Source organism: Terrisporobacter sp. (genome assembly GCF_017888745.1).
In the GTDB taxonomy this organism is placed as follows: domain Bacteria; phylum Bacillota; class Clostridia; order Peptostreptococcales; family Peptostreptococcaceae; genus Terrisporobacter.
Genome location: NZ_JAGHFM010000176.1, coordinates 15,314 through 28,786, shown reverse-complemented (window position 1 = coordinate 28,786; position 13,473 = coordinate 15,314). Strand labels below are relative to the sequence as shown.

15 protein-coding genes are annotated in these 13,473 nt (G+C 28.0%); 2 read left to right on the top strand and 13 right to left on the bottom strand.

The annotated features are described in order from the left end of the window. Positions 1 to 513: DnaD domain-containing protein (locus tag J7G74_RS08745; protein WP_297134220.1), on the top strand; the 513-nt coding region annotated here is incomplete at its 5' end. 15 nt (positions 514 to 528) lie between these two features. Next, a complete protein-coding gene (locus J7G74_RS08740; protein WP_297134217.1) occupies positions 529 to 1,533 on the top strand; it encodes an ATP-binding protein in 1,005 nt (334 codons plus the stop codon). 65 nt (positions 1,534 to 1,598) lie between these two features. Here the strand turns inward: J7G74_RS08740 and J7G74_RS08735 are convergent, their stop codons facing one another. The 13 genes from J7G74_RS08735 to J7G74_RS08675 all read right to left on the bottom strand — a co-directional run bounded on the left by J7G74_RS08735 (position 1,599) and on the right by J7G74_RS08675 (position 13,445). Next, positions 1,599 to 2,888 (bottom strand): adenylosuccinate synthase, encoded by a 1,290-nt coding sequence (locus J7G74_RS08735; RefSeq protein WP_297134215.1) that lies wholly within the window; start codon positions 2,886 to 2,888, stop codon positions 1,599 to 1,601. A 130-nt stretch (positions 2,889 to 3,018) separates the two neighbouring features. Next, on the bottom strand, positions 3,019 to 3,324 hold the full coding sequence (locus tag J7G74_RS08730) for a hypothetical protein (protein WP_297134213.1): 306 nt from the start codon (positions 3,322 to 3,324) through the stop codon (positions 3,019 to 3,021). 244 nt (positions 3,325 to 3,568) lie between these two features. Next, positions 3,569 to 4,897, bottom strand: coding sequence for a replicative DNA helicase (dnaB, locus tag J7G74_RS08725; protein WP_297134210.1), 1,329 nt, complete (start codon positions 4,895 to 4,897; stop codon positions 3,569 to 3,571). Positions 4,898 to 4,919: 22 nt separating this feature from the next. Beyond that, complete coding sequence (gene rplI / locus J7G74_RS08720; protein ID WP_297134208.1) at positions 4,920 to 5,369, bottom strand: 50S ribosomal protein L9; 450 nt, start codon at positions 5,367 to 5,369, stop codon at positions 4,920 to 4,922. Then, positions 5,370 to 7,364: a DHH family phosphoesterase gene (locus J7G74_RS08715; RefSeq protein ID WP_297134205.1), complete on the bottom strand. Its 1,995-nt coding sequence runs from the start codon at positions 7,362 to 7,364 to the stop codon at positions 5,370 to 5,372. Between the two features lie 10 nt (positions 7,365 to 7,374). Continuing rightward, positions 7,375 to 8,325, bottom strand: a complete 951-nt coding sequence (locus tag J7G74_RS08710) for a DUF2232 domain-containing protein (RefSeq protein WP_297134202.1) — start codon at positions 8,323 to 8,325, stop codon at positions 7,375 to 7,377. Between the two features lie 6 nt (positions 8,326 to 8,331). Beyond that, positions 8,332 to 8,652, bottom strand: a complete 321-nt coding sequence (locus J7G74_RS08705) for a MazG-like family protein (RefSeq protein ID WP_297134199.1) — start codon at positions 8,650 to 8,652, stop codon at positions 8,332 to 8,334. A 135-nt stretch (positions 8,653 to 8,787) separates the two neighbouring features. Beyond that, positions 8,788 to 9,015 carry a 30S ribosomal protein S18 gene (rpsR, locus tag J7G74_RS08700; RefSeq protein WP_187295888.1) on the bottom strand — a complete coding sequence of 76 codons (228 nt, stop codon included), beginning with the start codon at positions 9,013 to 9,015 and terminating at the stop codon, positions 8,788 to 8,790. 17 nt (positions 9,016 to 9,032) lie between these two features. Continuing rightward, positions 9,033 to 9,485 (bottom strand): single-stranded DNA-binding protein, encoded by a 453-nt coding sequence (gene ssb, locus J7G74_RS08695; RefSeq protein WP_297134194.1) that lies wholly within the window; start codon positions 9,483 to 9,485, stop codon positions 9,033 to 9,035. A 44-nt stretch (positions 9,486 to 9,529) separates the two neighbouring features. Continuing rightward, complete coding sequence (gene rpsF / locus J7G74_RS08690; RefSeq protein WP_297134193.1) at positions 9,530 to 9,808, bottom strand: 30S ribosomal protein S6; 279 nt, start codon at positions 9,806 to 9,808, stop codon at positions 9,530 to 9,532. Between the two features lie 399 nt (positions 9,809 to 10,207). Further along, the gene (locus tag J7G74_RS08685; protein WP_297134190.1) at positions 10,208 to 11,413 is read right to left on the bottom strand and encodes an aminotransferase-like domain-containing protein; all 1,206 of its coding nucleotides are present in this window, start codon (positions 11,411 to 11,413) and stop codon (positions 10,208 to 10,210) included. A 90-nt stretch (positions 11,414 to 11,503) separates the two neighbouring features. Further along, positions 11,504 to 11,689, bottom strand: coding sequence for a DUF951 domain-containing protein (locus J7G74_RS08680; RefSeq protein ID WP_297134188.1), 186 nt, complete (start codon positions 11,687 to 11,689; stop codon positions 11,504 to 11,506). Positions 11,690 to 12,152: 463 nt separating this feature from the next. Next, positions 12,153 to 13,445, bottom strand: a complete 1,293-nt coding sequence (locus tag J7G74_RS08675) for a helix-turn-helix transcriptional regulator (protein WP_297134186.1) — start codon at positions 13,443 to 13,445, stop codon at positions 12,153 to 12,155. Between the last annotated feature and the right edge of the window lie 28 nt (positions 13,446 to 13,473).

The window sequence follows — 13,473 nt, the reverse complement described above, 5'->3', positions numbered from 1 at the left end:
GGTGTTCCTAAAACATTTAATTATATAGAGGGAATACTTAGAAATTGGTATGACTTAGGCTTGTACACTAGAGAAGATATTGAAAATAATATTATAAAAGACAAAGAACGCTACGATATTCATAGACTTATATTTAAATCTTTAGGGTTTTCTAGACAACCCGGTACTGAAGAAAAAAGGATTATGGATACTTGGTTAGATAAATATAATATGGACATAGAAGTAATATTGGAGGCTTGTAGCAAATCAAAAAATACTTCAAATCCATCAATATCTTATATAGATAAAATTATACAAAGATACAAAAAAGAAAATGTAAAAACTTTGGAAGATGTTAAAAAAGCTGATGAAGAGTTTTATCTAAAAAAACAACAAAAGAAAAATGCATCTTCTACTAATATTTCAGCACCTAAGGTAAAAACTAGATTCCATAATATTAGTGAAAGATATAATAATTATAGTGATGAAGAATTAGAAAAAATACTTCAAGAAAGCCAAAAAGGGAAATTCTAGTAGGATGGTGATTTAATGAGAGACTCAACTCTAAAAAACATACTAATTGATTATGAAAGAAAAAGAGATAATGCAGAAAAAGATTTAGAGCAAAGAAAAGAAGATGTATATAAACAAATTCCACAAGTAAGAGAAATAGAAGATAAAATAAATAAAGTAGGTCTTGAAATGATGAGGCTTGTACTTAAAAATCCTTCTAATAAAGAAGAACTTTGTTTGCAATCTAAAAATAAAATAAGTGAATTGCAAAAACAAAAACAAGATTTATTAAACTCATACAAAGTTCCAAAATGGTATTTGGATATACAATATGAATGTAGTACTTGTAAAGATAGAGGCTTTTTACCAAACGGTAAAAAATGCAATTGCTTAAAACAAGCTATGATTAACGAAACATATAAAATGTCTAATTTATCTAGAATACTTGAAAAACAAAATCAATCCACATATGATGATTCTATTTTTTCAGATGTTGTTGATCCTCAAACAGGAGTTTCACCCCGTCAAAATATGCAGTCTATTTTATTAAAATGCGAAGATTTTATTAGAAATTTTGAGAAGGATAATGACACTAATTTATTATTCTATGGTGATCCTGGATCAGGTAAAACATTTATGTCTAGTTATATAGCAAAAGAAATACTTGATAAAGGCTATGTTGTAATATATCAGACAGCATTTAAAATGTTTGAAATAATAGAGCAATATAAATTTACTAATTCAGACAAGCATCTTAGCGGAAGTGATTATGAAAATTTATTTGATTGTGATTTGTTAATAATAGATGATTTAGGAACAGAGCTTACAAACTCTTTCACTATTAGTGAACTATTTATAATTTTAAATACTCGTTTATTGAGTGGTAAAAAAACTATTATATCTACTAATCTAAAACCTAAACAACTAGGTGAAAATTATACCGAAAGAATCTTTTCTAGAATCTTTGATAAGTTCCAAATGATTAAATTTATTGGTGAAGATTTAAGATGGCAAAATAGAATATCTAATATAAAAAAATAGTAGAAAACTGTTGTAAGTTTTCTACTATTTTTGTTATATGTGAAACATTTCTGTTTTTTTGTCTTTTATTCAAATATATTCTTTCTTATTATAGTTTGATTTCTATTTGGCCCTACAGATACTAAGTCTATATTTACATCAATTAACTCTTCTATTCTTGATATATATTTCTTAGCATTTTCAGGAAGATCTTCATATTTTTCTATTTTAGTTATATCCTCATGCCATCCATCTAGTTCTTCATATACTGGCTCGCATTTTGCTAAATCCTCTAATGAAGCTGGGAAGTTGTGTATTATTTCATCTCCCATTTTATATGCTGTACATATTTTTATTTTGTCAAATCCAGTTAAAACATCTAATAACATGAATGATATACTAGTTAAACCATTAACTCTAGCTGCATATTTTACTATAACAGCATCAAACCAACCACATCTTCTAGCTCTTCCTGTAACTGTTCCAAATTCATGTCCTTGAATTCTTATTCTTTCGCCAATTTCATCAAATAATTCAGTTACAAATGGTCCTTCTCCTACTCTTGTTGTATAAGCTTTAACTATACCAACAACATCTTTTATCATATTAGGCCCTACTCCAGAACCTACTGAGAATCCTCCTGATGTTGGATGTGAAGATGTTACATAAGGATAAGTTCCTAAATCTAAATCTAATAAAGTTCCTTGAGCACCTTCAAATAACACCTTTTTATTTGCTTTTATTGCATCATAAACAACTACAGTTGTATCTGTTACATATGGTTTCATTCTTCCTGCATATACAATAAATTCATTATATATTTCATCAAAATCAAACATAGGATCTTTTCCATATATCCCTGTAACTAATTTATTTTTAGCCTCAACCTGTAGTTTCAATTTACTAGCAAATACTTCCTTATTCATAAGATCACAAACTCTTATTCCTGATCTTTCTGTTTTATCCATGTAACAAGGGCCTATACCTTTTTTAGTTGTTCCTATTTTATTATCTCCTCTTGCTTCTTCTGCTAATCCATCTAATTCTTTGTGGTATGGAAATACTATATGAGCTCTGTCACTTATTTTTATATTTTTAGTAGATATTCCATTACTTTCAAGCATTTCAATTTCTTCAAAGAAACCTTTTGGATCAAATACTATTCCATTTCCTATAACATTTATAGTCTGTGGGTTTAATATACCTGATGGTATTAGTCTTAATGCAAATTTTTTACCATCTACAACTAGCGTATGTCCTGCATTATTACCACCTTGACCTCTTATTACTACATCAGCTTGAGTAGCAAGAAAATCAATGACTTTTCCTTTTCCCTCATCTCCCCATTGAGATCCAACAACTGCTACTGTTTTCATTTATTTCACCTCTGTTATATATATCTAAATTAGTAATTAATAAAAATTTAGTATACAATTATTTTCAAATATTATAATCGAACACTTACGTTATACATTTTAACAAATATTCGTTTTACTTTCAACCTTTTTAGTTATTAGTCAAATTTAATATGTATTTTTCTACAGATAGTAGGTCCTTCTCCTTTATTATTTTCTTTTTGTTATCAATTAATACTTGAATTATACTATCAAGTTCTTGTGAGTCATTAGCTACTAATATCTTATTAATTTCACCTGTCATAGTATTAATCATATTTATATTATATTTATTATTTTCCGTTATTAAATAAATTACTAATGTTTCTTTTAAATTATTATCAACTATTCTAAATAAGTTACTTTCACCATTTACTATATCCATCATAGGGTATACGAAAAACATATTTATTTTCACTTATTAATCCTCCCTAAAAATTTTTAATTAGAAACAATTATGAGTTGTTTAATAGATAGAAATATCTATTAAACAACTCATTCTTTGACTTTTACACAGGTATATTTAGTTATTCACAGTTATCCACATGTATTCTGTGGATATTGTGTATATTTTTTTACGATATTTACTACACTTAATACTATATTTGTATAAATATCCACAATTTTCTTTCTCCCAGAAAGAGTGTTCTGTGGATATTCACTTATAAATCTCTTACTTTATCTGCAAATTTTTGAACTTGACCAAACCAAACTAATTCAACTATTCCAGTTTCACCATGTCTATTTTTTGCAACTATTACCTCTCCAATATTTTTCTTTTCTGAATCATCATGATAATATTCATCTCTATATAAAAACATTACTATATCTGCATCCTGTTCTATAGATCCTGATTCTCTTAAGTCAGATAATATTGGTCTATGGTCTTTTCTAAGTTCTGGAGAACGAGATAACTGAGAAAGTGCAACTACAGGACAATTTAATTCCTTAGCAAGTATTTTTAATGCTCTAGAAATCTTTGCTATTTCCTGTTGTCTATTTTCATTCTTCCCTTCTCCTTCCATTAACTGAAGGTAATCTATAAGAATTAGGTCTAACCCCTTCTCAATCTTTAATCTTCTGCATTTTGATCTTATTTCTGATATTTTTATACCTGGGGTATCATCTATAAAAATATTAGCTTCTGATAATACAGCCATTGCATCTATTATTCTCGGCCAATCAGATTCTCCTAAAGTACCAGTTTTTATTTTACTTAGTTCAACATTAGACTGTGCAGAAAGCATACGTTGAACAAGCTGCTCTTTAGACATCTCTAAACTAAATACTGCTACAGATGCATCACCTTTTAGAGCTGCATTTTGGACAAGATTTAGGGAAAATGCCGTTTTACCCATGGCAGGTCTAGCTGCCACTAATATCAAGTCTGTTCTTTGTAGACCATTTATTTTTTTGTTTAAATCTGCAAACCCAGTAGTAATACCTGTTACTTCACTTTTATTAGTATAAAGACTTTCAATCATGTCATATGCATCTTGTAATACTAGGTTTATTGGTTTTATCTCATCACCAGATTTCTCCTGAGATATATCAAATATACTTTTTTCTGCCTTATCTAATATTTCCTGAACATCACTTGAACCATCATACCCTAAGTTTATAATCTCATTAGACGCCTTAATAAGTTGTCTCATGACTGATTTTTCTTTTACTATGTTGGCATAATATTTAACATTAGATGTCGTAGGAACTATTGTAGAAAGACTTGTTAGATAACTTATTCCTCCTACGTTATCTAAATGACCTTCTTTTCTTAATTCCTCTATTAATGTTATCAGATCTATTGGTTCATTATTACTATTTAGTCTTAACATTGATTCATATATAATCTTATGAGCTTCCTTATAGAAATCTCCCGAATTTATAGTCTCTGATACAGTTATCATTGCATCTTTATCAAGAATAATAGAACCTAATATTGATTGTTCTGATTCCACACTATGTGGAGGAATTCTGCTCACATCCTCCATTATTATCACCTCAAACTAGTGCCTATTGTTTTTCTTTTACGTCTACTCTTATTTTAGTTGTAACTTTCTGATGTATTTTAACTTCAACAAATCTTGAGCCTAGTACTCTTATTGGTTCATCTAAGCTTATTTTTCTCTTATCAACTTCTATACTATGTTGTTTCTTTAATTGCTCTGCTATGTCTTTAGAAGTTATTGAACCAAATAATCTACCACCATCACCAGATTTTGAATATATAGTTACAGCCATTTCTTCCATTTTCTTTCCTAATTCAACAGCTTCTTCGTATTCTTTTTGAGCTTTTATTTCTTTAGATTTATTTTTTTCATTTAATTCTTTTACATTTGTTTGGTCAGCAACTACTGCCATCTTTTTAGGTAATAAAAAGTTTCTTGCATATCCATCACTTACATCTTTAACTTCTCCTTTTTTGCCTGTACCTTTTATATCTTTTAATAATATTACTTTCATTTACTCTTCCTCCCTTAAATACTCTTCAATTATTCTATGGACAATAGTGTAAGCATCTCCAATAGACACATCTTTTAATTGCGCACCTGCAATATCCATATGTCCACCTCCGCCTAACTTTTCCATTAGAACATGTACATTTATTTTACCTAATGACCTTGCACTTATAAAAATAGTCCCATTCTTTTCACCTAATATAAATGAGGCCTCTATTTTTTTGACTGTTAGTAGTTCATCTGCAGCTTGAGCAATTACAACATTCACATTGTCAGTATGTGTTTTCGCATAAGAAATACAGATTCTATCATCTATTATTTTGGTGTTTGATATAATTTCTGCCTTTACCTTAAAGTCTTCCACATTTGTTCTAAATAATTTCTTAACTTCTGTTGTATCAGCTCCTACTTTTCTTAAATAAGAAGCTGCCTCAAAAGTTCTAACTCCTGTTTTAAAAGCAAAGAATTTTGTATCTAAGCTAATTCCAGCAAGTAAACCTTCTGCAGTAAGCTTATTAATTTTAATATCTTCTTCTAAATATTGAATAACTTCTGTAACCATCTCACAAGTAGATGATACATATATTTCATGGAATGATAAGACTGTTTCTTGTATTGATTCAACACCTTTTCTATGGTGATCTATTACAGCTATTTTTTTACTGATGCTCAATAATTCTTCACACTCTGTATAGCTCGGTCTATGCGTATCAACTACAATAACTAATGTGTCCCTTGTACAGTTTTTAATTGCTTCATCTGTGCTAATAAATAAATCTTTATAGTATTCATTTTTATTAAGCCTGCTAACAAATTCATCTATAGACTCATTAACTGAATCTAATACAATATGTGTTTCTTTTTTCAAAGATTTACATATGTCATATATACCTACTGCTGCTCCCATTGCATCTAAATCTGGATATTTATGACCCATTATATAGATTGTATTACTTTGAGATACTATTTCCTTTAATGCATGCCCTATTAATCTAGATTTAACTTTTGTAGTTTTTTCAACTGCTTTAGATTTACCACCATAAAACTCAAACTTATCTTTAGTTTTAATAACAGCTTGGTCTCCACCTCTACCTAAAGCCAAATCAAGAGCACCTGTTGCTAATTGGAAATTCTCATGTATGGATTCTCCATCTCTTCCTACTCCTATACTTATAGTAACAGGTAGAGTATTTCCATAATCAATATCTCTTACTGTATCTAATATTGTAAATTTATTTTCTTGTAACTTAGATAAGCCTTGTTTATTAGTAATTACTATATACTTATCTTTAGATGTTCTCTTCACAGCAGCATGTAGAGACATTTCAAGTCCAGATAGAATCCTTTCTAAATCAACAGATATTAAAGATCTTTTTTCTTCACTTGTACTTTTCAATACTTCATCATATCCATCAACTTGTATGAGCATAATAATATTTTTTTCTTCTTCATACTTTTGACTAAGAGATAAGAAATCTGTTTTATCCATCCAATAAAGCATCATTAAATATTTTACTTGATTATTTTGTTCATTTTTTATTACATTATAAATTACTGTATACTCTCTGTCATTATAATTTACATCAGTATACATCTCTTTGTTTTCATTCAAAACTTTTCTTAAGTTAAGGTTTTTTATTATATTATCTATATTTTCGCCTATTAAGTCAGATGATCCTGTCATTTCATAGAACTTATTATTATACCATGATATATTACCATCAAACTCAAGAATACATAGCGGTATAGGAAGATTCATTACAGCCTTTTTAGTCGTTTCATCCATATCTAAAGATAAATTTTGAATGTATCTATTCCATTCTCTCTTTCTAAAATTAGCAATCCTCCAATTATGAAAGACTATATAAATAAACCCAAAGAAAAATAAACATCCTATATATAAATTATAGAAAAGTAGAATTAAGCTCATTATTCCAATAATCAATATATATATATTTATTTCTGGCATATTTATTTTAAAGCTTGGTTTATTCCTCATATCTATCCTCCTATATAGATTTACAAACCCTTACATTTCTAAAATCTAATATACTATCTACCATTCCTATAAACGATATACCTGTTATCCCGAATATCCCTACACATAAGGCTCCTAGTACTACTTTTCTTCCTGTTCCTTGTGAAAGCCACTTTTTTATAAAATAAATACAAACAGAAAGTCCTTGCACTATAAACATAAAGTTAAATATTACTTGTAAGTTAAGAAAAATTGCTTCTGTATACAATGGTGTATTCATAAATGATAAAAGAATCATTAATAAATATAGCATAAATGAAATCATTATAGCATTTCCCGGTAAATAAAAATACCTAAACTTTATATCTGATAAATTTCCATATTTCATTTTTTTTAGAGAAAATATTTCAACTAAATATATAACCATAGATAAAATCATACTTCTAAAAAATAATATTGAAGGTATTAAATTTCTAAAAGTATCCATTATATTTTGTGGATTGAAAATATCACTATCTGTGGCAGTTTCTAATAGACTCTTTTGAGCCTCTAAACTTGTATTAAACATGCTTAACAGTTGGTCTAATAAATCTATATTAAATGCATATTTAGAAATAAAATAATGAACCGCTATAGAAAGTATAAAAATTAACGAACCTGAAAATATGGGCTCATATTTATTACTATCTTGTTCTTTTAAAACCTTCTTACCTATCATACCAATAAGCATCCCTGGTATTACACTATTTATAAATATATCTACTACATATACAGGTTTCGCAAAAAATACTAATGCTACAAGAGTTAATATTAGTGTTATTATGTTGTTCCTTGCATTAGATAGTGTACCTATTAATGCAAAAGGTACAGGTGCCAACAATAAAAATAAACTTAATTGTGGAACATATAGGCTTACTAATATTAATATTATAGCTAGAATGACTATCGGTAATACCTTTGATAGCCTTAAATCTCTGTTCAATTTATATCACTCCCTATTGTCAATATGTTTTTCCAAACTAGATAAATCACCAAACCAAGTTTCTATACTATGCTCGTCCTTAATACCTTGTTTTGTTTTTTCTTTTATTTTATAATCTATATCCTCAAAATTAATTCCCAATCTCTTTCCTAAAAGATATGAAAGCATAATTATATTAGCTATTGAATTTTGAAGTGAATCATCAATAGATTTTACTCCCTTAAATAACAGATTAAATAAATCGCTCACATTCATTAGTATTTCATTTTTTATCCATTCTATTATTTTAACATTCTTTGTAATATCAGAACCTCTTTCTATTCTCACAATCGTCCCCTCCTCAATATATAAACATTATATCATAATTCTAAGGAGATAAGACAACTAAAAAACGAGCCCTTCAGGCTCGCCTTCAAATATAAAAAGCCTCACATTGAAATAGTTCAATGAAAGGCCTTGTTATTAGTCTAATGTATATGGTAAAAGTGCTATATTTCTAGCTCTTTTTATTGCTACTGTTAATTCTCTTTGATGTTTAGCACATGTTCCTGATATTCTTCTTGGTAATATTTTACCTCTTTCAGTTACATATTTTTGTAATCTTTGAGTATTTTTGTAGTCTATTCTAGCGTCTTTAGAAGCACAGAATTGACAAACTTTTCTTTTTCTACGTCTTTTTTTGTTTATCATTGAAGTCGCCTCCTTTTCTAAAATGGTATTTCGTCATCATCTATTGCTTGGAAACCATTAGGATCTAATCCTTGTGGCGCCTCGAAGTTAGGTTCAAAAGTCGGTTGTGAACCTTGATGACCTTCTCCGTATGGGTTTTCAGATCTATTTCTATTGCTCTCTAAAGCTTGTACTGATTTAGCACTAACTTTAGTAAAAGTTCTATTTTCTCCAGATTGAGTTTGATATCTATCAACTCTTAAAGTTCCTTGAACTGCAACTAATCTTCCTTTTGAGATGTAATTAGCACAAAAGTCAGCTACTTTACCCATAACTTCTACAGGAATAAAGTCTGTATCTTTAGTCCCATCTTTTTTAGCATAATCTCTATCGATAGCTAAAGTGAAGTTGGCAACAGGAGTTCCACTTCCAGGTATATATCTTAATTCTGGATCTTTAGTTAGTCTACCGACTAATACTACATGGTTCATAAAACCACCATCCTAATTCAATAATAAAACTAGTTAATTGCTAATTAAGCAACAACTATCATATGTCTTATTACGTTTTCGTTTATTTTTAAGTTTCTGTCTAATTCTTTTGGAAGATCAGCAGAAGCTTTGAAGTTTACTAACACATAGAAACCTTCAGTAAATTTAGCTATTGGGTAAGCTAATTTTTTGTTTCCCCAAGTGTCAACTTTTTCAACTTCACCGTTAGCTGAGATTATTTCTTGTACTTTGTTTAATACAGCTTCTTTAACTTCATCTTCAGCATTTGGTCTTACAACGTAAACTAATTCATAATTTTTCATTAATTTCACCTCCCTTTGGACTTAACGGCTCCTCTTTTTCAGAGCAGAGAAATGAGAATAAATTCTCATACTTATGTATTTTATCACTTCTAACAAACTATGTCAATTTATTTATCTCGAATTTTAGATTATATAGTTTTATTATATTTCATTTTATATTTATGTTATTATTTTATTTAATTTATATAAGTAATGTATATTTTTAATCCCAATGATAAATAATAGAATTATATAGCCCCCATAACTTAAATATATTTCATCCCAATCTCCCAAATGGATAGCTTAACAGCTATCCATTTTAATTTAAAAAGCAGATAAAGGGTAGCTTTATCTGCTTTTATTATAATAATTACTTGTATTTTTATAAATATTTATAGTTAATGTCTATTTAGTTCAATATTATTTTTCGCTTGATACAGAAGATAATTCTTCTCTTAAAACTTCTCCCATTCTCTTAATACCTTCTACTATTTTATCTTCAGGCATATTTGAATAGTTAAGTCTGCAAGTATTTATCACGCCTCCGTTTGGATAGAAAGAAGCACCTGGAACATAAGCAACATTCTTTTCTAAGCATTTCTTAGCCATTACTCCAGCATCAATACCTTCTGGTAATGTAACCCAAGTAAATAAGCCACCTTGAGGACGTGTAAATTCAACACTTTCTGGGAATTCTTCTTCCATAGTTTTTATCATCAAATCTCTACGCTTCACATAACATGCTTTAATTTTTTCAACATGGGCATCTAAGTCATACATTTCCATGAATTTATTAACTTCCATTTGACTTATTGTAGATGCTTGTAAATCAGCTCCTTGCTTACAAATATTAAACTTTTCTAATATTTTTGGTGCTGCACAAGTCCATCCCAATCTGTATCCAGGACAGAATATTTTCGAAAAAGTACCAAGATAAATTACTAACCCTTTAGTATCTAATGATTTTAATGATGGTAAACTTTCTCCATCAAATCTTAACTCTCCATATGGATTGTCTTCTACTACAGGTATTTCATATTTGTTTATTATCTCCATAAACTTAATACGTCTTTCTAAAGGCCAAGTTCTTCCTGATGGGTTTTGGAAATCTGGTATTACATAAATAAGTTTAACCTTATCATTTGAAGCTAATACTCTTTCTAAATCCTCCATTTTCATTCCATCATTATCTGTCTCAATTTCAATAAATTGTGGCTCATATGCTTTCATTGCATTTAGAGCTCCCATGTATGATGGACTTTCACAAAGAATTACATCATCTTTGTCTATAAATACTTTACCAGAAAAATCAAGACCTTGTTGAGACCCACTAGTCATTAAAATGTCATCTGGTCCCACATTTGTTTTAAGTGTTTTATTCATTCTGTCTGCTATTTTTTGTCTTAATGGAAGATATCCTTCAGTAGTAGTATATTGCAATGCAACTTGACCTTGTTCCTCTAATACTGCAACTGAAACCTTCTTCATTTCTTCAACTGGGAATAATTCTGGAGCAGGCATACCTCCTGCAAATGAAATTACTTCTGGCCTAGCTGTAAGCTTTAATAGCTCACGAATAGCTGAACCTTCTACCTTTCCCATTCTATCTGCAAATCTTACTGCCATGTTAAAGCACCCCCTATAAATTACCTAACTTTTTATATATATATAAATTTTTAATTAGGTCCCCTAATCATTGCTTAACTAAAGCGATTGCTACTTAGTAATTATTTTCTTTATTCTTTTTTCTAAAGTTGGTCTATCTAACATTATCAGTCTTTTACATTGAGTACATTTGATTTTTATATCCATACCTACCCTTATTATTTCAAATTCCTTACATCCACAAGCATGTTGTTTTTTTAATTCTACAATATCACCCAAGTTAAGGTCCATTGGCATAAAGAATCAACCTCCTAGCTAGTTTTGATTTTTCACTTATCAAATTTTATATGATATTATATATCCCCCAACATAATAAATATCATTATTTTTACATTTTCAATTGAAAATCTAGTAGAAATTCTCTAAATTTTTATACAAGTTATAAAATACAAATTTAATCAAAACTCTTAATATTATATTTTATTGAAATGAATTAAAAATAATTGCAAGAATATATTTTTAGTTATTTAACTTAAAAATAAATAAAATTACTTAATATTGTTATCCGTAATTTAAAATATAAAACATTCTAAATTTAGATGTAATTATAGTAAGAAATTACTTTCTTACCATAATTATATCAACTGATAATACAAAAGTAAATTTCTTATTAATTTATTTTTGTCATTTATTGGTAATTTTTATGTAATCTAAATTATTTTTTATTTAACAATTTAGAAATTATATTTTATTAACTTTTTTAAATTATGTTTAATTTGTTATAAATTAAAACACCTTTTTGATAACATTCTAATTCTTTTTCTTTTGAAATTTCAGAATATAATTTTCCTAATTCAATATATAATTTAGCTAATATCTGTTCATCTTCTAAATCTTTAGCAATATCTACACATTTATTTAAATAATCAATAGCCATTTTGATTTCTCTTTTATTTTTATACATATCTGAATAGAATTTTAAAGATTTATACTCATGATATTTATCTTTATTTTTAATTGATGAAACTAAGGCAAGTTTACAATAAGCTTGAGCTCTATCATATTCTCCTTTTTGAACATATGATTCTATCATATTAAATAAACTTTCCATCATGTACTTGTTTTCATCTCTTTTTGTAATATCATATACTTTTTGTGAATATTCAAGATGCTTATCTATATCACCAAGCTCCGAATAAATATTACTTATTGTAAGATAAACTTTAGCTATTCTATTTTTATTTTCTTCTTTTTCGATTATTTCTAATGCTCTTTTAAAACATTCTTTTGATTCAACATAGTTTCCAATATTTAATAAATTTTTAGCCTTTAATACAAGTATATCTACTTCTTCTTGTAAACTATCCTCATTATCTATTCTATCAATTTTTTCTATGTATTCTAGAGCTTGATTCGGATGATTTAGCTTCATAAAACACTCAGATATTTTACTATAAAGATCTTTATATATATCTGAATCTTCAATATTACTCTCATCTAAAACTTCCTTCGCAAACATAAAGTGAGTTAAGGCACCTTTATAAAAATTATCAAAAGAATATATATTACCTATATTGATATAGCAATCATATATAGACTCTTTATCTTCATTTTTTATAAAATAATATAAAGCTTTCTCATAATAATAAACTGCAGTAGAATGGTCTTCCCTTTTTAAATAAATGCAAGCTAATAAATTATTGCATTTACCATAATTTTCAGTTAACTTAAATTGCTTACATATTTCTATTATTTCATGTATTTGATTTTCAGCTTTTTCTAATTCTCCGCACTTTATATATATCTCACTTTTTAAAATAAGATTATCTGTTATTTTTTTAGATTGCATTTCTTTTGTTTCTAATAAATAATCTACACTTACTCCTAGTTTGTCTGATAAATACTCTAACAATTCGTAACTTGTATGCGACTTATCCCTTTCAATATGACTTATCTGTGCTGCAGTTATCCTATCTCCAGCCAACTCTTTTAGTGTCATATTTTGCTCTTTCCTTAATTTCTTTATTTTTTCCCCTAAGCTAAGTATATTCATTTTTATATACACCCCCCTTATCCTATGT

What these genes read in the sequence shown, in the direction of transcription:
- J7G74_RS08740 (WP_297134217.1), top strand. Translation starts at nt 529, where the DNA reads ATGAGAGACTCAACTCTAAAAAACATACTAATTGATTATGAAAGAAAA.
- J7G74_RS08735 (WP_297134215.1), bottom strand. Translation starts at nt 2,888, where the DNA reads ATGAAAACAGTAGCAGTTGTTGGATCTCAATGGGGAGATGAGGGAAAA.
- dnaB (WP_297134210.1), bottom strand. Translation starts at nt 4,897, where the DNA reads ATGGAGGATGTGAGCAGAATTCCTCCACATAGTGTGGAATCAGAACAA.
- rplI (WP_297134208.1), bottom strand. Translation starts at nt 5,369, where the DNA reads ATGAAAGTAATATTATTAAAAGATATAAAAGGTACAGGCAAAAAAGGA.
- J7G74_RS08715 (WP_297134205.1), bottom strand. Translation starts at nt 7,364, where the DNA reads ATGAGGAATAAACCAAGCTTTAAAATAAATATGCCAGAAATAAATATA.
- rpsR (WP_187295888.1), bottom strand. Translation starts at nt 9,015, where the DNA reads ATGATAAACAAAAAAAGACGTAGAAAAAGAAAAGTTTGTCAATTCTGT.
- ssb (WP_297134194.1), bottom strand. Translation starts at nt 9,485, where the DNA reads ATGAACCATGTAGTATTAGTCGGTAGACTAACTAAAGATCCAGAATTA.
- rpsF (WP_297134193.1), bottom strand. Translation starts at nt 9,808, where the DNA reads ATGAAAAATTATGAATTAGTTTACGTTGTAAGACCAAATGCTGAAGAT.
- J7G74_RS08685 (WP_297134190.1), bottom strand. Translation starts at nt 11,413, where the DNA reads ATGGCAGTAAGATTTGCAGATAGAATGGGAAAGGTAGAAGGTTCAGCT.
- J7G74_RS08680 (WP_297134188.1), bottom strand. Translation starts at nt 11,689, where the DNA reads ATGCCAATGGACCTTAACTTGGGTGATATTGTAGAATTAAAAAAACAA.
- J7G74_RS08675 (WP_297134186.1), bottom strand. Translation starts at nt 13,445, where the DNA reads ATGAATATACTTAGCTTAGGGGAAAAAATAAAGAAATTAAGGAAAGAG.